The sequence below is a fragment of the Aliamphritea hakodatensis genome (assembly GCF_024347195.1).
In the GTDB taxonomy this organism is placed as follows: Bacteria; Pseudomonadota; Gammaproteobacteria; order Pseudomonadales; family Balneatricaceae; genus Amphritea; species Amphritea hakodatensis.
The window spans coordinates 4,375,069-4,394,208 of the sequence record NZ_AP025281.1 but is presented as its reverse complement, the minus strand read 5'-3'; the positions used below and the strand labels follow the sequence as shown (position 1 = coordinate 4,394,208).

At 53.3% G+C, this 19,140-nt stretch carries 13 protein-coding genes and 1 pseudogene; 6 read left to right on the top strand and 8 right to left on the bottom strand.

Going from position 1 to position 19,140, the window contains the following annotated elements:
• The first annotated feature begins 15 nt into the window (after nt 1-15).
• Together PCI15_RS19940 and PCI15_RS19935 are read left to right on the top strand one after the other, a co-directional pair.
• The gene (locus PCI15_RS19940; RefSeq protein WP_271271668.1) at nt 16-945 is read left to right on the top strand and encodes a LysR family transcriptional regulator; all 930 of its coding nucleotides are present in this window, start codon (nt 16-18) and stop codon (nt 943-945) included.
• 83 nt (nt 946-1,028) lie between these two features.
• Nucleotides 1,029-1,631 (top strand): LysE family translocator, encoded by a 603-nt coding sequence (locus PCI15_RS19935; RefSeq protein ID WP_271271667.1) that lies wholly within the window; start codon nt 1,029-1,031, stop codon nt 1,629-1,631.
• Nucleotides 1,632-1,729: 98 nt separating this feature from the next.
• Here PCI15_RS19935 and PCI15_RS19930 read toward each other — a convergent pair whose 3' ends face one another.
• From PCI15_RS19930 to ilvC, 6 genes and pseudogenes are all read right to left on the bottom strand, one after another.
• The gene (locus PCI15_RS19930; RefSeq protein WP_271271666.1) at nt 1,730-3,916 is read right to left on the bottom strand and encodes a TonB-dependent siderophore receptor; all 2,187 of its coding nucleotides are present in this window, start codon (nt 3,914-3,916) and stop codon (nt 1,730-1,732) included.
• A gap of 111 nt (nt 3,917-4,027) precedes the next feature.
• Nucleotides 4,028-4,357 carry a hypothetical protein gene (locus tag PCI15_RS19925; protein ID WP_271271665.1) on the bottom strand — a complete coding sequence of 110 codons (330 nt, stop codon included), beginning with the start codon at nt 4,355-4,357 and terminating at the stop codon, nt 4,028-4,030.
• Nucleotides 4,347-4,796 carry a PA2404 family protein gene (locus PCI15_RS23805; RefSeq protein ID WP_512699173.1) on the bottom strand — a complete coding sequence of 150 codons (450 nt, stop codon included), beginning with the start codon at nt 4,794-4,796 and terminating at the stop codon, nt 4,347-4,349. The genes PCI15_RS19925 and PCI15_RS23805 overlap by 11 nt, the downstream gene beginning before the upstream one ends.
• A 123-nt stretch (nt 4,797-4,919) precedes the next feature.
• Nucleotides 4,920-6,056 (bottom strand): annotated as a pseudogene (locus PCI15_RS19920) (PepSY-associated TM helix domain-containing protein); the annotation flags it as partial.
• A 303-nt stretch (nt 6,057-6,359) separates the two neighbouring features.
• The gene (gene modF / locus PCI15_RS19915) at nt 6,360-7,781 is read right to left on the bottom strand and encodes a molybdate ABC transporter ATP-binding protein ModF (RefSeq protein WP_271271663.1); all 1,422 of its coding nucleotides are present in this window, start codon (nt 7,779-7,781) and stop codon (nt 6,360-6,362) included.
• A gap of 187 nt (nt 7,782-7,968) precedes the next feature.
• Nucleotides 7,969-9,444 (bottom strand): ketol-acid reductoisomerase, encoded by a 1,476-nt coding sequence (gene ilvC, locus PCI15_RS19910; RefSeq protein WP_271271662.1) that lies wholly within the window; start codon nt 9,442-9,444, stop codon nt 7,969-7,971.
• 359 nt (nt 9,445-9,803) lie between these two features.
• Between ilvC and PCI15_RS19905 the strand changes: the two genes are divergently transcribed.
• Both PCI15_RS19905 and PCI15_RS19900 read left to right on the top strand, forming a co-directional pair.
• The gene (locus tag PCI15_RS19905) at nt 9,804-11,237 is read left to right on the top strand and encodes a rhomboid family intramembrane serine protease (RefSeq protein WP_271271661.1); all 1,434 of its coding nucleotides are present in this window, start codon (nt 9,804-9,806) and stop codon (nt 11,235-11,237) included.
• Between the two features lie 37 nt (nt 11,238-11,274).
• On the top strand, nt 11,275-12,645 hold the full coding sequence (locus PCI15_RS19900; RefSeq protein ID WP_271271660.1) for a tetratricopeptide repeat protein: 1,371 nt from the start codon (nt 11,275-11,277) through the stop codon (nt 12,643-12,645).
• Between the two features lie 185 nt (nt 12,646-12,830).
• Here PCI15_RS19900 and PCI15_RS19895 read toward each other — a convergent pair whose 3' ends face one another.
• Together PCI15_RS19895 and PCI15_RS19890 are read right to left on the bottom strand one after the other, a co-directional pair.
• The gene (locus PCI15_RS19895; protein WP_271271659.1) at nt 12,831-13,664 is read right to left on the bottom strand and encodes a mechanosensitive ion channel family protein; all 834 of its coding nucleotides are present in this window, start codon (nt 13,662-13,664) and stop codon (nt 12,831-12,833) included.
• Between the two features lie 120 nt (nt 13,665-13,784).
• Nucleotides 13,785-15,344, bottom strand: a complete 1,560-nt coding sequence (locus PCI15_RS19890; protein WP_271271658.1) for a BCCT family transporter — start codon at nt 15,342-15,344, stop codon at nt 13,785-13,787.
• 503 nt (nt 15,345-15,847) lie between these two features.
• On the opposite strand from PCI15_RS19890, the gene PCI15_RS19885 reads away from it, so the two are divergent.
• Together PCI15_RS19885 and PCI15_RS19880 are read left to right on the top strand one after the other, a co-directional pair.
• Nucleotides 15,848-17,791 (top strand): ATP-binding protein, encoded by a 1,944-nt coding sequence (locus PCI15_RS19885; protein WP_271271657.1) that lies wholly within the window; start codon nt 15,848-15,850, stop codon nt 17,789-17,791.
• Nucleotides 17,788-19,131 carry a sigma-54-dependent transcriptional regulator gene (locus tag PCI15_RS19880; protein ID WP_271271656.1) on the top strand — a complete coding sequence of 448 codons (1,344 nt, stop codon included), beginning with the start codon at nt 17,788-17,790 and terminating at the stop codon, nt 19,129-19,131. Before PCI15_RS19885 ends, PCI15_RS19880 begins: the two co-directional genes overlap by 4 nt.
• Nucleotides 19,132-19,140: the final 9 nt, after the last annotated feature.

The following is a 19,140-nucleotide window of genomic DNA, read 5'->3' as shown; positions in this document are numbered from 1 at the left end:
CTGCTGGCAACCTCTATGGATCATTTAAACCTTAATCTGCTTAAGGCGTTACAGGTATTATTGCAAACCCGGAATGTTACCCGGGCGGCTGATCAGCTTCACCTGACCCAGTCGGCCATGAGCCGGCAACTGGGGCAGTTACGGGACTACTTTGATGATCCGCTGCTGATCCGTGACGGCAATGAATACCTGTTAAGCACCCGGGCAAAACAACTGCTGCCCCGGGTGCAGGATATTCTGGGTCAGATCGGTGAACTGAAGCAGACCCCGGTATTTGATCCGGCGGCCTGTCAGCGCCGTTTCAGTTTTGCCTGCAGCGATTATGTTGCACAGTTTATTTTTCCTGACATTCTGCAGCAGTTGGCGCTGCAGGCTCCGCAGATCGATATTGCCTATCGCATGTGGCAGCCGGACTGGCTTAATAAGGTCGGGCAACTGGCGCTGGATCTGGTCTCTACGGTCAGCCTGGACAGCGCTGAGAGTCTTTGTAGTCTGCACATGGGGCAGGATTCGCCGGTCTGTCTGCTGGCTGAAGATCACCCGCTGGCCCGTCAGAATGGCTTTGAACTGGATGACATGCTGGCGTATCCGTTCCTGCAGTTAAGCAGTGGCGGCGATAAGGACTCTTTCTTTGACCGTTTGCTGACACGTCAGGGTAAACAGCGCCGGGTGCGCTACGAGGTGCCTTTCTTTGCCGCGGCCTTTCCGGCGCTGGCAGGCAGCGATATGTTACTGATCACGCCGGCACATATCGCCCGTAATGCGGCTGCGCTCTATCCGCTCACCTTCCGTGAATTGCCGGTGGCTGCGCCGGCGTTTAATTACTACCTCTACTGGCACGAACTGCATGATGCCGATCCGGCACACCGCTGGCTGCGGGAATGTATTGCCGGTCAGATCAAGGCGTCGCTCTATTCTCCGCACGAGTATGATTTGAAATCATAGTGTTCTATAAGAAAAATGCATTTCTCGCATAGTGTCTGAGCCACTACACTGCCAGCATTAAGAATTCAGGTAGGTGTGGTGCAATGAGTTTAATAACCTGGTTATCACTGGTGGCGGTATGTTGTCTGGGGGCGATGTCGCCGGGCCCCAGTCTGGCAGTGGTGCTGCGTCATGCGTTGAGTAACAGTACCCGCCATGCGGTCGTTGCGGCCCTGAGCCATGCCATCGGGGTGGCGATGTGGGCCATGCTGACGATCTGGGGGCTGGCGGTTCTGGTGGTCGAAACCCCGCAGATTTTTCAGGTAATTACCTATGTGGGCGCGGCTTATCTGGCCTGGCTGGGCATTAAGGCGCTGCGTTCCAAAGGCGGTCAGATGGCACTTGACGGCCAGCAGGTACCGGTGTCCGCGGCTGCCTGGGATGGCCTGATGGTGTCGGTGCTGAACCCGAAGCTGGCGGTATTCTTCATTGCACTGTTTTCACAGTTTGTGTCGGCGGATCTGCTGCTGGCCGACAAGCTGATCATGTTGTCTACCGTCACTGTGATTGATTCCGGCTGGTACATACTTCTGACCGTATTGCTGGCGCGCACCGGCCTGCTGACAAAAATGCAGAAAGGCGCTGCAACGGTGGATAAAGTCAGCGGGGTGGTCTTGCTGGGGCTGGCGCTGAAGATTGCGATTTAAGTGTTATCCGGTGAGATAACAGACAGGTTTAAGCCTTTTGCAGGGGCTTAAAGCCGGGCTGCTCAGGCAGTCCGGCTTTTTTTTGCGTTGCGGTTTTATCAGAACTCGTAACGGGCGTTAACCAGTATGGTCCGGCGTTCACCGTAGTAACAGGCGCTGTCGCCGCTACAGGAAGAGATGAATTCTTTATCTGCCAGGTTACGTACGTTCAGAGACAGTTGCCAGTCAGCAATGTCATAGCTGGCCAGCGCATCGTACAGCGTTACTGATGGGGTACGCAGGGTGCCCAGACCGTTGTCGCTGGAGCCGATAAAGCGGCTGCCCAGACCGACTTCCAGCGCTTCGTTCACGCGGTATTTACCGAATACGGAAGCCATATCTTTCGGCCGGCCAGCCAGTTCATTGTTCAGGAACTTGCCGGTGCTGTCCTTGGTGACTTCAGTCTTGGCGTGGGTATAGTTGGCCAGCAGACTGAAACGGTCCCAGTCTTTACGCAGTTCAGCTTCGAAGCCTTTGATTGTAACTTCTTCCAGCTGAATACGGCTGCCCAGCAGTGGGTTATTCGGATCACGTTCCAGACGGTTTTCTTCGGTGGTGTGATAGATGGCAGTATTCAGTGACAGGCTGCTGTCCGGCTGGAACTTGATACCGGCTTCATACTGGATATTTTCCTGTGCCTTAAACGGATTGCCGTTGCTGTCGCTGCCGGCTGTCGGTTCGAAGGCGGTTGCCACGCTGATGTACGGTGATACACCGTTGTTAAAGTTATACAGCGCACCCAGGCGGCCGGAGACCTGACTGTCAGACGTTCTGGTACCGTTATCAAACTTGCTGGAGTAATGGGTCCAGCGCAGGCCAGCATTCAAATCCCACTGATGAATGCGGATACTGTCCTGAACATAAATACCTTCCTGCTTCAGTGTGTTGGTTGGCCGCTTAGTGATGTTTACATTGGTTGGCAGGCTCGGATTCGGATTGAACGGATCAACCTGTAAGGTCGCCAGTGTCGCGGCGTCATTGGTCTGGATTGCGGTCAGCAATGCGGTCTGGTTATTCCAGCGGTCTTCTTCCAGTTTGTTACGGCTCAGATCGGCACCCAGGATCAGCTCGTGCTCTGCTGCACCTGTGGTGAAGTTGCTGATCAGTTGGTGATCCCAGACCGTCGAGCTCAGTTTACGCTCGATCACTTCAGACAGCACTGGCACATTATTACCCGGGAACTGCCCGTTGATAGCGGCGGTTGCGAAAGCCCTTGTCTGGCCCTGCGCAACCAGAGCATTAATGATGCCTGGCTTGGAAATCGCGTACTGGCTGTGGTAATTACCCTCGCCTTTCAGATGCCGAAAATTCGTGCTGTACTTCCAGGTATCGTTAATTTTCTGGTTGAATTTCAGCGTGATGGAATCCGTTCCGGTATCGTACTTATCGAAATCAGGATGCCCCAGGAAGGTGCTGGTCGGTAAGCGCTGACTTTCCGGCAGGCCGATGGTGCTTGCCTGCGGCAGAAATTGCAGGGTGGAACCTGACTTATCACGCTGAGTCAGTGCGATGACGGTCAGATCTGCATCTTCGTTGATCTGCCAGCGCAGGGACGGGTTAATCAGCAGACGGTTGTCTTCAACATGATCAACCTGCTGGTCCGCATTGCGGCCTAACGCCACCAGACGGTAGCTCAGGTCGTCACGGCCTGTGACGTTGCCCTGAGTATCAATACCGATCTGGGCACGATTGCGGTTACCGGCCTGCAGCCAGAGTTCGGTCCGCTCCTCTCCCGCAGGTGTCTTTGTTTCTGCAGCGACAATGCCCCCCAGAGACCCCTGACCATACAGGGAAGATCCCGGGCCTTTCAGTACCTGGATGTTATCCAGTGTATAGAGGTCGATACGGGCCCGGTTATAGTGACCAAAGTCAGTACGCAGGCCATCCAGATAGTAAGACACGCCGGCGCCACGGATGACCGCAGTATCCGTCCGGCTGTCGACACCGAATTCACCGGCAAAGACACCCGCGTTATAGGTCAGGGAATCCTGCAGGGTTTGGGCGCCTGTGTCCTTCAGCTGAGTCTGATTGATGATGGAAATTGAGTAGGGTGAATCGCTGACAGGGCGTGAAGACTTGTTAGCACTGGCTGAGCCGGTTTCAGCGTAACCCGGCGCCCTGGCATTAATGACGACGGTGTCTTGCCGGACTGTTGTATCTGGTGTATCCGGTGTGTCAGCTGCCAGGGCTGTATTTGCCCCACAAACAGCCAGCGCCAGCACAGAATAATTCATGCGGGAATTCATAGAACTGTGTTCCTTATTCTTAAAAACGGGTTGGAATACCTGGAAGAAAGAGTAAAGGCGGTGCCTGGCGGTAGCTGGGGAGGGCCTGAGATCGATTCTGGTTATTAAAATTCAGTTCGCTGCAAAGTGTTCCGGGCCAACATCGAATACATGGCCGGGGCCGGCATCGATGAGCAGGAAATATTTCTGCTTAGGGGCAATAAAGGTAAATTCGCCCTTTGCATTGCTGCGGGTTTTACTGAGCCGGTAAAGATCCAGGCTCATCACTTCAACGGACAAATCAGCCGGGCTGATTTCGTCCAGCTCCAGCGTGCAGTTGCGGCGACTGTCCTCTGCTTCACAGCTGACATCTGCACCGTCCGCATAACTGTGAGCCGGCAGGGTTGCGCCCAGCAGTGCAGCGGCGGTGAATAACAGCCGGTTAACGGTTTTAGCGTCCATCGATTGTCTCCTTGCCGTTGGCGTTCAGTGACCATTGTGTCTGATAGACCTGACCGTTCCAGCCGATTGCGGTGAACCAGATTTTTTCATTACCTTTGAGGGTACGGGGCAGGTGGATATCCGCATGGCGTGACCCCTTTGGCCCGTGAATCAGGATGCCCGGGGCACGGAGTGTGCGGGGTTCTCCTACGCGCAGGTAGGCAAATCTGAAGGCTTCTGCGGCGGCATCCGGCATGGCGACGTTGACGTTCACCGCAGCGTCAGGACGGATCGGGTTGAGATCTTTTTCCAGCAGCCCGGCCACGGCATTCATCGATACTTCCCAGTTACCCACAGGTTGGGGCTGATACAGGAAGCCCGCGCCTTTTGTTCCCTGACTGCTGAGGGTCAGAGCGATGCCGCAACCGGCACCGATACCCAGAATCAACAGCACATTCATATATTTAAACAGGCCGAAAGGCCGGCCCCACGGACGGATAACCCGCCAGGATTTGTGTAATCGGCGAATAATGGCATTGCGGGACCAGACGATCCGGGCAGCGCGGGCGGTGCGCTTCAGGTTGATAATCAGCCCGCTGATGCAGAGCACCGTCATCCCCATGCCAAATATAAACCAGATCAGTTTGACTGCCAGATCAGCCGGGTTGCCAGACGCCCAGTTCCCCAAATGCAGCGGCGCCATCGCCATATCAGCCCGTTGTGCCGCCGTGTATTTATCCACCGTATGATTGGCAATGATCTCTGCGGTAAAGGGATTCAGATACAACTTGTTCTGCCGGCCATCCGGTACCAGCCAGGCATCGCCGGCGAAGGTGACTGTGTAAGGATCCGCGTTATGTTCCGGCGGATTTATCCCCAGGATCAGTGCCTCCGGGTAGGCTGTTCTGACCGCTGTGATCATGCTGGATGCGCTGAGCATGGTGCCGGAGATATTGTCCATATCATCATAGCTGAGCAGTGGCTTGATATTAGCCGGTTCCACTGGATTGGGCGCCCCCAGATGGCTGACCAGCGGATTCTCGTAAAACCACCAGGTGCCGGTTACACCGATGATCAGTACAAACCATAAACTCCACAGACCGATCAGTTTATGCAGGTCCGACCAGAAAACCCGGGCATTGCCGGTACGGGGCATACGGAAAAAGAAGCGCCAGAATTTAGGGTAGGCATACAGGCCGGCAATCAGTGACAACAGTGTCAGTACCCCGAAGACATTGACGACACTGCGACCAATGACCGGCAGGTATAACGTGGAGTGTAAAAAACCGATAAAGCGACCGGGGGTCAGTACCGGGGTATCGCCATTCACTTCGCCGGTATAGGGGTCGATCCAGGCATAGCGGAAACCGCCGGCGGCATCATTAAACATGGCAAAAGATGCAAAGCCCGGATGCTGGTTCATGGTTTCAAAAAAGCTCAGACCAAATTCCGGATACGCGGCCTGCAGGCGATCCAGTAATTCCCCTGCACCCAGGCGAACCTCGCCGGTCGGGGCCCGGAATTCAGAATACAGCAGCCAGTCGATTTCCAGCGCCAGCACCGCCAGCGCGCCGCTGAGTAATACAAGGGTAAATAACAGGCTCAGTTTGAGGCCCACAAAGCTGTGGATTAAAAATGCGGTGTACTGTACCGACAGCGGTTTTCGGGGGGCTTTCAGCGCATCTATACGGGCGCGGAAATAGTCTTGCAGGCCTTCCATACCAGAGCCATCCAATCGTCAGAAGTAAACAGGGCAGCGCCCTTTAGTTATTGTTCGAATGGCTTGCGGGCTTGCCGTGAAAACACGGTGGCCTGCTGGCTGGTTCGTTATGAAGGCTGTTTTCTGACACGTTTTACGCGTGGTAAAAAATACAGCGGCAGGCATGGTAAAAGAATGCAAATCTTATTGCAAACTATTCTTATTTAATGCTGTCAGAGATTGGTTTTGTGTCTGAAAACAGAGGGTTACGCAGGGGAAGGTAGGAGTCACCTGCCCGGTCCGGGCAGGCGACTGGTCTGGCGGTTACTGGTTTTTTTCCAGTGCCAGATACTGATCAATGCCCCGGATCCTGTCTTCCGGGTGATGGTTCACATACAGCACAGTGGTTTCACTGTCGGCACAGATTTTTTCGATCAGGCTGAGTACCAACTGCCGGTTCATGTCGTCCAGCCCCAGGCAGGGCTCGTCGAGAATCAGCAACGGCGGATGTTTCACCATTGCCCGGGCGATGAGTAACAGTCGCTGATCACCGTACGAGAGTTTGTTAAACGGCTGATCCGCCCGGTCGGACATCCCCAGTACCGCCAGCCACTGATCGGCAATGTCCCGCTGCCGGTCGGTGTATTTACTGTACAGGCCAATACTGTCGTAGAAACCGGAAATGATGACATTGCGCAGGCTGATGCTGACCCGGTATTCCCATTGCAGGGCAGTGGAAACGTAACCAATGAACTGTTTGATCTGCCAGATACTTTCGCCGCTGCCGCGCTGAAAACCAAACACAAAAATGTCATTCACATAGCACTGAGGATGGTCGCCGGTAATCAGTGACAGCAGGCCGGTTTTACCGCTGCCGTTCGGGCCGCTGAGCTGCCAGTGCTGGCCGGGGTTAATGGTCCAGTGCAGATCTTCAATAATGGTTTTATCGGCATATTTGATATTGATGCCGTTTAACCGAACCAGCGGGTCTTCAGGGTTCAGTGCCGGAATGGCGGTTTCCGGATCAGCGCCCGGCACCTGCAGGTCGGTGGTTTTCAGGTGCAGCAGTTTGTACAGTTCGTCGTAGGCCTGCTCATCCTGTTTATCGATGGTCAGCTGCAGGCGGCCGTGATCCATGTAGGCAATGTGGGTGATGAAGTCCGGAAATTCATCAAAGCGGTTCAGCACCATGACCATCGGGACGGTTTCGATCAGTGAGCTGAGATAGTCCTGCAGCATGGCCAGGGTATCCACATCCAGACCATCGAAGGGTTCATCCAGCACCAGCAGATCCGGCTCGCTGGCAAGGGCGCGGATCAGCATGACTTTGCGGGACTCACCGGTGGATAACTTGCGGAATGCCCGATCCAGCAGGTAATCCAGTTTAAAGCGGGTGATCAGATCATCAATCAGTGGCTGATTATCAGACACCTGAGCGATGATATCCCGTACGGATGTCCCCTCGGAAATAACATCCATAATATCGGCATCGTCTTTTTTCAGTTCGGCGGCAATCAGTTCCGCCTGCGCTTCAAACGACACCAGACCGACCTTCGCAGGAATACCGTCAACGCTGCCGCTGAGAATCTCGCCGGCACCGGCCAGCACTGCTGCCAGTGCTGATTTGCCCGCGCCGTTCGTGCCGGTAATGACCCAGTGTTGCCGGGGGGCGATCTGCCAGTTGATCTGCTCCAGCTGAAAACGTTCGTCAAAGTCGACGCTGAGGGTGTTAAAACGGATAGTCATAGTAGAGTCTTTGGCCAGTCGCGGGTTGAATACAGTAAAACGCTTTGCAAAGTGCCGGGGGGAGGGGCGCTTTGCAAAAGGCTTAATCAATAAAAAAAGGCCGGGAACTTCGTGAAGAAGCGCGCCGGCCTTCATATGCCTGATTGTCCGGCCAGAGGCTCAGACAATCATGGCTGTGGCGAAAATCTTATACGATTTTCTTCATGTCAGACATGTAACCACGCAGTTCAGAACCGATCGCTTCAACCGGGTGAGCGCGCAGAGCAGCGTTCACTTCGATCAGACGGGCGTTGTCTACGCCGTTGTCCGCAACATCCAGGCCCTTACCGATAACATCAGTGTCGATACCCTTCATGAAGTCTTCCAGCAGTGGCAGACACGCGTGGTTGTACAGGTAGCAGCCGTACTCTGCAGTATCAGAGATAGTGGCGTTCATTTCGTACAGCTTCTTACGTGCGATGGTATTCGCAATCAGTGGCGTTTCGTGCAGTGACTCGTAGTAAGCAGAGTCAGCAATGATGCCAGCAGCTGTCATGGTTTCGAAAGCCAGCTCAACACCTGCTTTAACCATAGCAACCATCAGGATACCGTTGTCGAAGAATTCCTGTTCAGAAATTTCAACGTCGCCTGCCGGAGTCTTCTCGAAAGCAGTCTCAGCAGTTTCTGCACGCCAGCCCAGCAGCTTGGCATCGTCGTTCGCCCAGTCTTCCATCATGCCGCTGGAGAAAGCGCCGGTCATGATGTCGTCCTGGTGCTTGTTGTACAGCGGACGCATGATAACTTTCAGTTCTTCAGACAGATCGAACGCTTTGATTTTAGCCGGGTTAGACAGACGGTCCAGCATGTTAGTCACGCCGCCGTATTTCAGAGCTTCAGTGATGGTTTCCCAGCCGTACTGGATCAGCTTAGATGCGTAGCCTGCATCGATGCCTTTCTCAACCATCTTGTTGAAGCACAGGATAGAACCGGTCTGCAGCATACCGCACAGGATAGTCTGCTCGCCCATCAGGTCGGACTTAACTTCAGCGATGAAAGAAGACATCAGTACGCCAGCCTTGTGACCGCCGGTACCTACCGCGTATGCCTTGGCCAGTGCCAGACCTTCGCCTTTAGGATCGTTATCTTCGTGAACAGCGATCAGGGTAGGAACACCGAAACCACGTACGTATTCGTTACGTACTTCAGAACCCGGGCACTTAGGTGCAACCATGATAACGGTCAGGTCAGGACGGATCTGCATACCTTCTTCAACGATGTTGAAACCGTGAGAGTAAGACAGGCAGGCACCTTCCTTCATCAGCGGCATTACGGCTTCAACAACCGCGGTGTGCTGCTTATCAGGTGTCAGGTTCAGAACCACGTCAGCAGTCGGGATCAGTTCTTCGTAAGTGCCTACGGTGAAACCGTTTTCAGTGGCGCTCTTCCAGGACTGACGCTTCTCTTCGATCGCCGCAGCACGCAGGGTGTAAGAAACATCGCAACCGCTGTCACGCAGGTTCATGCCCTGAGCCAGACCCTGTGCACCACAACCGATTACAACAATCTTTTTACCTTTAAGAGCGGTAACACCGTCATCGAATTCGTTCAGGTGCATGAAACGGCACTTAGCCAGCTGAGCCAGCTGCTCGCGCAGTGGCAGGGTGTTGAAATAGTTATTAGACATGGTCTGTATATCTCTTTAGTTAGCCTGTGAGAAGGCGTTCATTATTCTGCTTTGCGGCGACACCGCCGCAGAGATTATTTCGGGTCGCGGGGCATTATATAGAGATGCTCCGTGAACTGTAATGGGGCAAGTGTAGTGTAAAGTTAATCTTGCGTATATTGATATATTTAAATGGTAGTGTTGCAAAAATCGGGATATAAATCAGCTGGCTGCTGAATTTTTCGGTAGCAGGGGCATAACGCAGTGTTATTACGCTCCCGGTGTGTGTTTTATTATCAGTATTTATCTGGCTTTAACTGGCTGATCTGTTTTAATTTATACGTTTTTAACGTCACACAAAATGAACGGATTCATACATTATGGTGATCATACCTACCGAAAAGCGTTTTGACTGGCGTAAGCCGCCGCTGATCCTTTTCTGCCTTGTTGTAACCAATGTACTGGTTTTCTTCTTTTATCAGGACGCTGATGAAGAGAAATTAAATGACGTGCTCTCCCGGTATGAATCCACCGGATATTTTGCCGCTGAATGGCCGGTGTATCTGAGTTATCTTGAAGAAACTGACAGCCCTGAGATCGCAACATACCGGCAGCTGTACGAACAGGAAGAGCAACTGCAGCTCAGTTTGTACCTGTTAACGGATCAGACGTACTTTTCTTATTTACGAGATCATCAGGCGCAATTTGATGAGCCCGGTTACGGTGAGTACTGGCCGGTACGGGAAGAGCTTAACCGGCTGGTCAGCACGATCAGCATTTACGCATACGGGCTGAGGCCGAAGTCGCCGGACCTGACGTCACTGATCACCTATCAGTTTCTGCACGGGGGGCTGTTGCATCTGCTGGGGAATATGTTTTTCCTGGTGATTTTCGGTTTCTCGGTTGAGGCCGCCGTTGGTCATTTACGGTTTCTGCTTTTCTATTTAATCGCCGGTGTCGCCGGCGGTGTGCTGTATAGCGCAGTGAACGCTACAAGTTCCACCGCTCTGGTGGGGGCCTCAGGGGCAATTTCAGGCGTTATGGCGATGTATCTGGGCGTATTTCGTCTGAGAAAAATTGAGTTCTTTTACTGGTTTTATATTTTTGTTGGCTTTATCCGGGCGCCGGCGCTGGCTGTGCTGCCACTGTATCTGGCAAATGAATTCTATAACTTTTACACCCAGCCTGACTCTGATGTCGCCTTTATGGCGCATACCGGTGGTTTTCTTGCTGGCGCAGTGCTGATCTGGATTACCTTGCTGATCGCGCCAAGGGCGCTGGATGAACAGTATCTGGAACAGGATGAAGGCTTGCCCGAGAGACAGAAGGAACAGCAGCGGATCTATCAGCTGCTGGGCCAGTTTGCTTACGATGCTGCCCTCAGAAGCATTGCTGCTTATGAACAGAAAAACGGGCCTGAGTTTGATTTTTGCTGGCTCAGATACCGTATTTATAAAGCACGGGGAGATGTGACCTCAGAGCTGCAGTCAGCTGAGCAGTTGTTAACGTTTGAACACTTAACGGGCGGGCAGCTGAGAAAGACTGAGCAGGTCTGGAATGAGACGCCTGCAGTGCGTGACGGTCTTACTGCGACCGCAGTCGTTGGGCTGGGGTGGCGTACGATGCAGCTGGAAAGTCTGCAGATGACAGAAGGGATTGTTAAGTACCTGTGTGACAAAGATGATCATACCCAGGAGATGAGTCATTTAGCGCGTAAGTTGTCACAGAAGTTTGGTGAGCAGGCGCAGGAAGCAAAACGTAAGCGGTACGAGCGGGTTGCTGATGAGATTGTCAAAAGGGCCCGGCAGGCTTAACGGGCTGTGCAGTACGTCATTACATAGGTGACCACAAATGGAATATTGTAAATACCATCCTGTTTCTGAAGCGACCTACCGGTGCGCACACTGCAATGCCGGGCAGTGCGATCACTGTGTGGATGCAAGTTCCGGTTCGGTGCGTTGTTTTGTCTGCCGCAGAGAACTTGAAAATAAGGGGCCGGGTGACAGTGTTGTGCCGTTCTGGCGCCGCCTGGATAAATGCTTTTCTTATCCAATGACGATGCAGGCCCTGCTGTTAACGATTATTGCATCAGTGGTGTCGGTCATCGGCGCCTTAGCAGGAGGCTTGCAGGGTTTTATCATACTGTTGCTCGTGACCGCGGTGACGACAAAGTACGCCTTTTTATGCCTGCAACAAACCGCCGCCGGGAATATGTCTGCGCCCGATGTCTCTGAAGCGTTTCTGGGCGGTGTGAAACTGATCATTCATATCATCATTATCTTACTGGGCATTGTGTTTATGGTTCTGGCGGTGGCAAATGTGCTGGGCCCGTTTGCCGCCATTGCTTTCAGTGCTTTCTGGCTTTGCTGTTTGCCCGCTGTGTTTATTAACTATGCCCGTTTTGAAGAAATCAGTTCAGCCCTTAACCCGGTCGAAGTGGCCCGTCTGGTGTTGCAGCTCAGAGGGGCGTATTTCTTATTATTACTGTTTATAACGATCATGATGTTATCAGTCGGCACGTTAAACCAGTTATTTGACGGTGAAGATCTGTTGTCTGCGGCGCTGCAGAGTGTGGTGTCTTACTATTACTGGATCGTTATATTCCATCTGATGGGATACCTGCTCTTTCAGAAGCAGCGTGCGCTCGGTTATGTCAGCCGCCTGGAAAGCGACGGAGATGTGCATAACCGTTCTGAAAAGCAACATACGATGGCCAGAATCGGGGTGCTGGCTAAAGAGGGTATGTTCAGCGAGCTCAGTCATGAGCTTAAAACAGCGGTTAAGAAGTATCCGGGCGATATCGGGATATATGACCGCTACTTTGATTATCTTTGCGCATTACACAAGACCGCTGAACTGGATAAATTCTGGTTAGCGTATCTGGAGTGTCTGAGTAAAAGCGGCAGTCTGCCTAAGGTTGCCGGTTTGATGCTGCGTATTCTGCAATTCGCACCTGATTATTTGCCCGCCTCGGCAGAGGTGCGTTTTAAGCTTGCCGGGATACTGCTGAAGCAGGGTAAGCCTGCTCTGAGCGCCAGACTGATTAACCGGCTGCACCGTGATCATCCGGGATTTGATCGCTTACCGGAGGCGTATTTCCTGATGGCAGATGCCCTTGAGGAGTTACCGGAAAAGCAGGTGCAGGCTGAAAAGTGCCGGTTGCTGGCGAATAAACTGAAAGCAAGACCACTGGCTACACAGGGTGGTGGCAATGACGTTTAGCGGCTTAACAGGCTGGATAAATATTCAGAGTCACAGGTCCGCCTGATGTTGTGTCACTGTGTTTGTCAGCCGCTATCCGGTGATTTCCGGCGTTCCAGCCGGACAACATTTGCCAGACCTGAGGTTCTGAATGCCTCTTCTGCAATCAGAAAATCTTTTCCGCCGTTCCCGCTAAGCCTGTTGGGTCAGCCCTGAGACTGATTCAGCACGGTCACTTCCCGTTGCGGGAACGGAATCTGCACATTGTTGCTGTTGAATGCTGCGTAGACCGCCGCGTTGATCTGGAACTGGGTTTCAAACAGCTGGCGGGTAGGGACCCAGTAACGGTAAGCAATGTTGACGCTGGAATCACCGAAAGAGGCGATGCCTACCTGCGGAGCCGGTTCAGAAACGATATTGGCGTTATGACTCAGCTGTTCCTGAATCAGGCTGATCGCCTGTGCCGGATCAGCGCTGTAGCTGATGCCAATTTCCGCTTCAACCACCGTGTTTTCGAATGAGTTCACCAGCACTTCGCCAACGATATGTTTATTGGGAATGGTGATGATTTCACCGTCTTCCGTGGAAAGTAAGGTATAGGCCAGACGAATTTCTTCCACAACCCCGCAGACATCGTTACACCGAATGGTATTACCTACGACGAACGGGCGGGTAAGGATGATTGTAAAACCGGCGCCATAGTTGGAAAAGACCCCCTGCAGGGCTAAACCAATGCTGAGCGATATTGCGCCGATCGCGGCAATGAAAGGCGCGACACTGATGCCGAATTTACCCAGGCAGATAATAACAACCATGGCGACCAGCAATAGCCTGACTGTACTGCTGATAAAGTGGCTCAGGGTAATATCAACGTTATGCCGTTTACACAGTTTCAGAGTGAGATTGCCAACCCAGCGCGCCACGATCAGACCCAGAATGAGAATGATGATGGCACCGATGACCTGAAAGCTGTAGTTGATGAAGAAATCAATAATCAGGTTATAGAAGTAAGTCAGGTTTTCCAGTTCTTGATCAATCATCTTGGTTCCATTGTTCCGGGATTATCAGGTAAAAGCTATCAGCTTCCCGGATGCCGGACAATGTCTGTCAATAAAAAAGGCGCTTCATATGAAGCGCCTTGTTACGTGAGAGAGCCGCGTTTAAAGACCCTGTTCGTCCGCCATCTGGCGGGCAATTTTAGGTGCACTCCACAAGGATGGCAGCAGTACCAGTGATACCGGAACAGCGGTTACCACAATAAAGGACTGCAGGGCGGAAATGCCGCCGGAACCGATGGAGATCAGAATGGCAGCCATGACACCCATTGCCAGACCCCAGAACACACGTACTGAGCTTTGCGGGGCGTCGTGACCGGTCATTACCATGGAGATGGCGTAAGTCATGCAGTCGCCTGTAGTGGCTACAAAGATAGTGGTCAGGATCAGGAACAGCACCGAAACCGTGAAGCCCAGCGGTAACTGCTCAGTGATCGCCAGCAGCGCCGCAGGCAGATTAAAACCGGTAAAAGGTTCGGAGATAACCCCAGGGGTATTCAGTTCATAGAACAGACCGCTGCCGCCGACAATGGTGAACCAGAAGCAGGTGATTACCGGTGCAACAATGGAAATGATCAGCACCAGTTCACGGATGCTGCGGCCACGGGAAATACGGGCAACAAACATTGCCATCAGTGGACCGTATCCCAGGAACCAGCCCCAGAAAAAGACCGTCCACCAGTCCAGCCAGCCCGGATTGGCACGGAATGTAGCCATAGAGATGAACTCATCAATATAGATACCGAATGACTGAATATAGCTGTCGATGATGAAAGCTGTCGGGCCGAATAACAGGATAAACGCCATCAGGCCAACTGCCAGCGCTACGTTCAGGTTACTCAGGATTTTAATGCCTTTGGTCACGCCGCTGACGGCAGAGACTGTGTAGATCGCCATCAGGCCGATCAGAATAGTCAGCTGTGTGGAATAGGTGTTTGGGATGCCAAAAAGTTTTTCCAGGCCGAAGCTTACCTGTAAGCCAAGGAAGCCGATCGGGCCAACGGTACCTGCAACCACGGCCAGTACGCAGCTGGCGTCGGCAATGATGGCAATCGGGCCTTTCAGGGCATGTTTGCCGAATACCGGATACAGCAGGGTACGGGGTTTCAGGGGTAAGCCTTTTTCATAGTGCAGGTACATCAGTACGATGCCGGTCAGGCTGCCCAGAATCGCCCAGGCCAGGAATCCCCAGTGCATGAAGCTCTGTGCCAGTGCATTGTAAGCGGCCTGCGGAGTACCGGTTTCACCGCCAAACAGCGGCGGTGGTGACGTGAAGTGAGCCATTGGCTCTGCCGCTGCCCAGAACACACCGCCGCCTGCCAGCAGGGTACACATCAGAATGGAAACCCAGTTGAACGTCGACATTTCCGGTTGTTTCAGGCCACCGAGCATCACTGAGCCGGTGCGGCCGAATGTCAGGAACAGACCGATAACAAAGGTGAGTAGCAGCAGGACCTGCCAGTAAGCGCCGAAATATTTTGTGGAAAGCGCAAATGCACTGTTCACCAGCCCGGATACAAGGTCAAGGTCGTAGAGGGCCATGATGGCGAAAAGGACAAGAACTCCCCCGCTGATCAGGAATACCGGAAGGTCGACCCCTTCCAGCATACCCTTGCGCTTGGCGCCGCTTAAGGCCCCCGGTGAAAGCGTGGTTGTGTTGCTCATGATTGTCTCCTGACAAATCGTTATTTTTATTGCAGGTGACCGTCGAACGGCCGGTTTTTATGTATTAAACAGCCCTTTCATGCACTGATGGTTCAGCCAGTACGGGGCTTGGTTCCGCGGTTAACTGTCCGGGCATCTGGCCGGGTGAATCAGTATGGGCGGGTATCCTGTTCGCTTCCGGATTGCGGATATTGCAGGGCCGGGGTGGGTAACCCTGCTGGCGCTGACCGGGCTGTTTACCGCTAAGGCAGTAGCGGACACAGGCATGGCAGCGGGGCCTGCAAATCGGACTGGCTGATCATAGGGAATGGGGTTGAATAATAAAGTTAATAATAAATATCATTTGATAACTGAAATTTATTTTAAGCCGGGGCATATAGCGGCTGCCCGTGGCAGATACGCGGAAAATGTCAGCGAAGCGGGCGTCACACGCGGCGGCAGGATTTCTAATTAATCCCCGATGTGACTATCATGCAGCATAGTTTCAGTAAGGCATTCTCTTTATGATATCCCGACACCGTCTGGGGCTTCGCGGCCGACTCTTTATTGCCTTTGGGGCACTGACAGCCCTGACCTTGCTGGCCAGTATTGTGAGCTGGGTGTCCTATAACCGTCTGGGGGATGAGCTTAACCAGGTGGTGGAAGGTAATATTCATACCCTTAGCCTGATGGCGGATTTAAAGGAGCAGGGGACGACCATTACGCTGGTGTCTCCGACGCTGCTGGCGGCAAAAGATGAGGAGACCCGGCAGCAAATCCGGCAGGAACTGAACCTGAATATCGCCCTCATGGCGGACCTGCTACCGCGGATTTCTGCAGCCACCCGGGATCATCAGGCCCAGCAGACATTGTTTGACCAGATTGATACCCTGAAAAATATGCTGGCTGAACTGGATGAAAACGTCGCGCTGAAGTTGCAGATTCAGGCACAGAAACGGTCTGAAAATCAGCGTCTTCGCTGGGTGGCATCAAACTTTCTCAGTGATATCAATACCCTGACGGAAAACGTGCAGCAGAACCTGTTCAGCCAGTTTAATCAGGACTTTCCCGATGCCTGGGTTGTGATGAATAACTTTGGCCGGGATGCCATCAGCACAATCAATGCCGATCTGCAGCGGCTCTACCGGATAAAAGCGGACGTCAACTTGCTGATTAATCTGGTAGACCGGGCACAGCATCTGCCGGATCTGAATTCCCTGATCGCCACCCAGACCCATTCTGACGAAATCATTACCCGTATTCAGCATGATCTGGAAGCCGTGGAAAAAGTGCATGGGGTACAGGCCCTGAGCCAGACAGTGATTAACATCGTTTATCTGACCCGGGGTGAAAATAACATGTTTACCATCCGCAGCCAGGAGCGGGGTGTGCTGGGGGAAGGCGAGGCCTTACTGACCCGGATGCGGGAACAGCTTGGTGCCCTTAATCAACTGGTGACGGTGCAAACCAATAAGGCTGAAGCGGCCGCAAAAAGCTCAGCTGAAAATGCCCGGGTGACCATCCAGAACAGCCGTATCCTGATGCTGTCGATGGTGGCCGCGAGTCTGTTGTTTTCCATCCTGATTGTCTGGCTCTATGTGGGGCGCAACATGGTGGCCCGGATTACCAGCCTGGATACCAGCATGCGCGGCATTGCCAACGGCAATCTGGATACCCGGGTGCAGGTCAAAGGCCAGGATGAAATCGGTACCATGGCGCGCTCACTGTTAAGTTTCAGGGATCAGCTCAGTACGTTGCAGGAAGAGCTGGTGCAGGCCGGTAAACTGGCCGCACTGGGGCAGTTATCCGCCGGCATTGCCCATGAAATCAACCAGCCCTTATCGGCCATCGGCCATTACTCCCATAATGGTGTCCGGCTGATTCAGGCTGGCCGGCTGGATGAAACCGAGAAAAATCTTAATCAGATTTCGAACCTGACCCGGCGGGCCACGGTGATTATTACCCGGCTTAAGTCGCTGGCCCGTCAGCAGCAGGATAACTTTGTGGCGGTCAACCTGCAGCAGGTGGTGGAAAACGTTTTGCAGATGCTGGAAGGGGATGAAGTCCGCAAACAGACCCGCATTGATGTGGATTTCATTACCTTGCAGCACCGGGTCTGTGCCGATCCGATTCAACTGGAACAGGTGCTGCTGAACCTGCTGACCAATGCGTTGGATGCGATTCGGGATCAGACTGAAAAACACATCAGTATCAGCTGTGTGCATAACAGCGACCGGCTGGATATCTATGTCAGTGATAACGGGCCTGGGATCAGCAGTGAGCTGGGTGAAAGTATCTTCGAGCCGTTCTTTACCACCAAGCGGCGGGGGCAGAATCTGGGGCTGGGGCTGTCTATTTCCTATAACATTGTTAAAAATTTTGGCGGCAAGCTGAGTGTGGAGAGTTCATCTTCAGCCGGGGCGTCGTTCTGTATCCAGTTACCCGAATACCGGAGAAAACATTCATGAGTACTGCCATGAGCCATGGTCAGGTAATTGTTATTGATGATGAAGAGATCGTCCGGGAGTCGATGATCCAGACCCTGGAACTGGAGGGGTACCACGCCGTTGCCTTTGAAAATCCTAAGGATGCACTGGCGCTCTGTTCGGAGAACTGGCAGGGGGTGATTATCTGTGATGTGCGCATGGACATCATGGACGGGCTGCAGGTGCTGGAACAGGTACTGAACATTGATGCGGAAATTCCCGTCATCATGTTCAGCGGCCATTCTGATATTGCCATTGCCATCCAGGCGATCCGGATGGGCGCTTATGATTTCCTTGAGAAAACCGATGATCCTCAGCATCATCTGAATACCGTGCAGCGGGCCTGGAAGAAACGTGAACTGGTGCTGGAGAACCGCTGCCTGCGGCAGGTGATTGAAGGTCAGCATGAAATTGATAAGCGGCTGGTGGGCCAGGCGCCGTCGATCCTCCGGTTGCGGGAGATGGTGTTGCAGCTGGCAGAGGTGGATGTGGATCTGATCATTCACGGCGCCACCGGTACCGGCAAAGAAGTGGTTGCCCGCTGTTTACATGACTTCAGCCCCCGGGCGGAACAGCCCTTTGTGGCCCTTAACTGCGGCGCGCTGACCGAATCGGTCATTGAAAGCGAGCTGTTTGGTCACGAGGCCGGCGCGTTTACCGGGGCGCATAAGCGCCGTACAGGTAAAATCGAGTATGCCAGCGGCGGGACTCTGTTCCTGGATGAGATAGAAAGCATGCCTGCGTCTTTGCAGGTCCGGCTGTTACGGGTCCTGCAGGAGCGGGTGCTGCAGCGCCTGGGTGGCAATGCGGACATCGAGGTAGATATCCGGGTACTGGCCGCCACCAAGGTGGATCTGCGTGAGGCCGGTGATTTCCGCGAAGACCTTTATTATCGTCTCAATGTTGCCAGCCTTGAGATTCCGTCTCTTGATCAGCGTAAAGAAGATATACCGGTACTGTTCACACACTTTGTTGACCGGGCTGCCCAGCGTTTTGGCCGCGACAGCCGTCCGGTGCCGGCGTTGCTGCTTCAGCAGCTCAGCCTGCAGAGCTGGCCGGGGAATGTCCGTGAACTGCAGAACGCCGCGGAACGCTGGGCGCTGGGGCTGACCATTGAGCAAACCGGACCGGTCACGGACGCTGGCGACGGCACGCTGGATGAACTGGTCGACAGCTATGAGAGAGAGCTGATTTTTGCCGCCCTGAAAGCGAATAACGGCCATGCGGAGCAAACCGCCGGAGCGCTCGGTATTCCGCGTAAGAAACTGTACCTGCGGATGAAGAAATACGGGCTGGAACGGCAGACGTTTCTGGAGGGGTGAGTCAAAAGT

Bases quoted from the DNA above. Each gene is read 5' to 3' on its own strand.
- PCI15_RS19940 (WP_271271668.1), top strand. From the start codon at position 16: ATGGATCATTTAAACCTTAATCTGCTTAAGGCGTTACAGGTATTATTG.
- PCI15_RS19935 (WP_271271667.1), top strand. From the start codon at position 1,029: ATGAGTTTAATAACCTGGTTATCACTGGTGGCGGTATGTTGTCTGGGG.
- PCI15_RS19930 (WP_271271666.1), bottom strand. From the start codon at position 3,916: ATGAATTCCCGCATGAATTATTCTGTGCTGGCGCTGGCTGTTTGTGGG.
- PCI15_RS19925 (WP_271271665.1), bottom strand. From the start codon at position 4,357: ATGGACGCTAAAACCGTTAACCGGCTGTTATTCACCGCCGCTGCACTG.
- PCI15_RS23805 (WP_512699173.1), bottom strand. From the start codon at position 4,796: ATGAATGTGCTGTTGATTCTGGGTATCGGTGCCGGTTGCGGCATCGCT.
- modF (WP_271271663.1), bottom strand. From the start codon at position 7,781: ATGACTATCCGTTTTAACACCCTCAGCGTCGACTTTGACGAACGTTTT.
- ilvC (WP_271271662.1), bottom strand. From the start codon at position 9,444: ATGTCTAATAACTATTTCAACACCCTGCCACTGCGCGAGCAGCTGGCT.
- PCI15_RS19905 (WP_271271661.1), top strand. From the start codon at position 9,804: ATGGTGATCATACCTACCGAAAAGCGTTTTGACTGGCGTAAGCCGCCG.
- PCI15_RS19900 (WP_271271660.1), top strand. From the start codon at position 11,275: ATGGAATATTGTAAATACCATCCTGTTTCTGAAGCGACCTACCGGTGC.
- PCI15_RS19895 (WP_271271659.1), bottom strand. From the start codon at position 13,664: ATGATTGATCAAGAACTGGAAAACCTGACTTACTTCTATAACCTGATT.
- PCI15_RS19890 (WP_271271658.1), bottom strand. From the start codon at position 15,344: ATGAGCAACACAACCACGCTTTCACCGGGGGCCTTAAGCGGCGCCAAG.
- PCI15_RS19885 (WP_271271657.1), top strand. From the start codon at position 15,848: ATGATATCCCGACACCGTCTGGGGCTTCGCGGCCGACTCTTTATTGCC.
- PCI15_RS19880 (WP_271271656.1), top strand. From the start codon at position 17,788: ATGAGTACTGCCATGAGCCATGGTCAGGTAATTGTTATTGATGATGAA.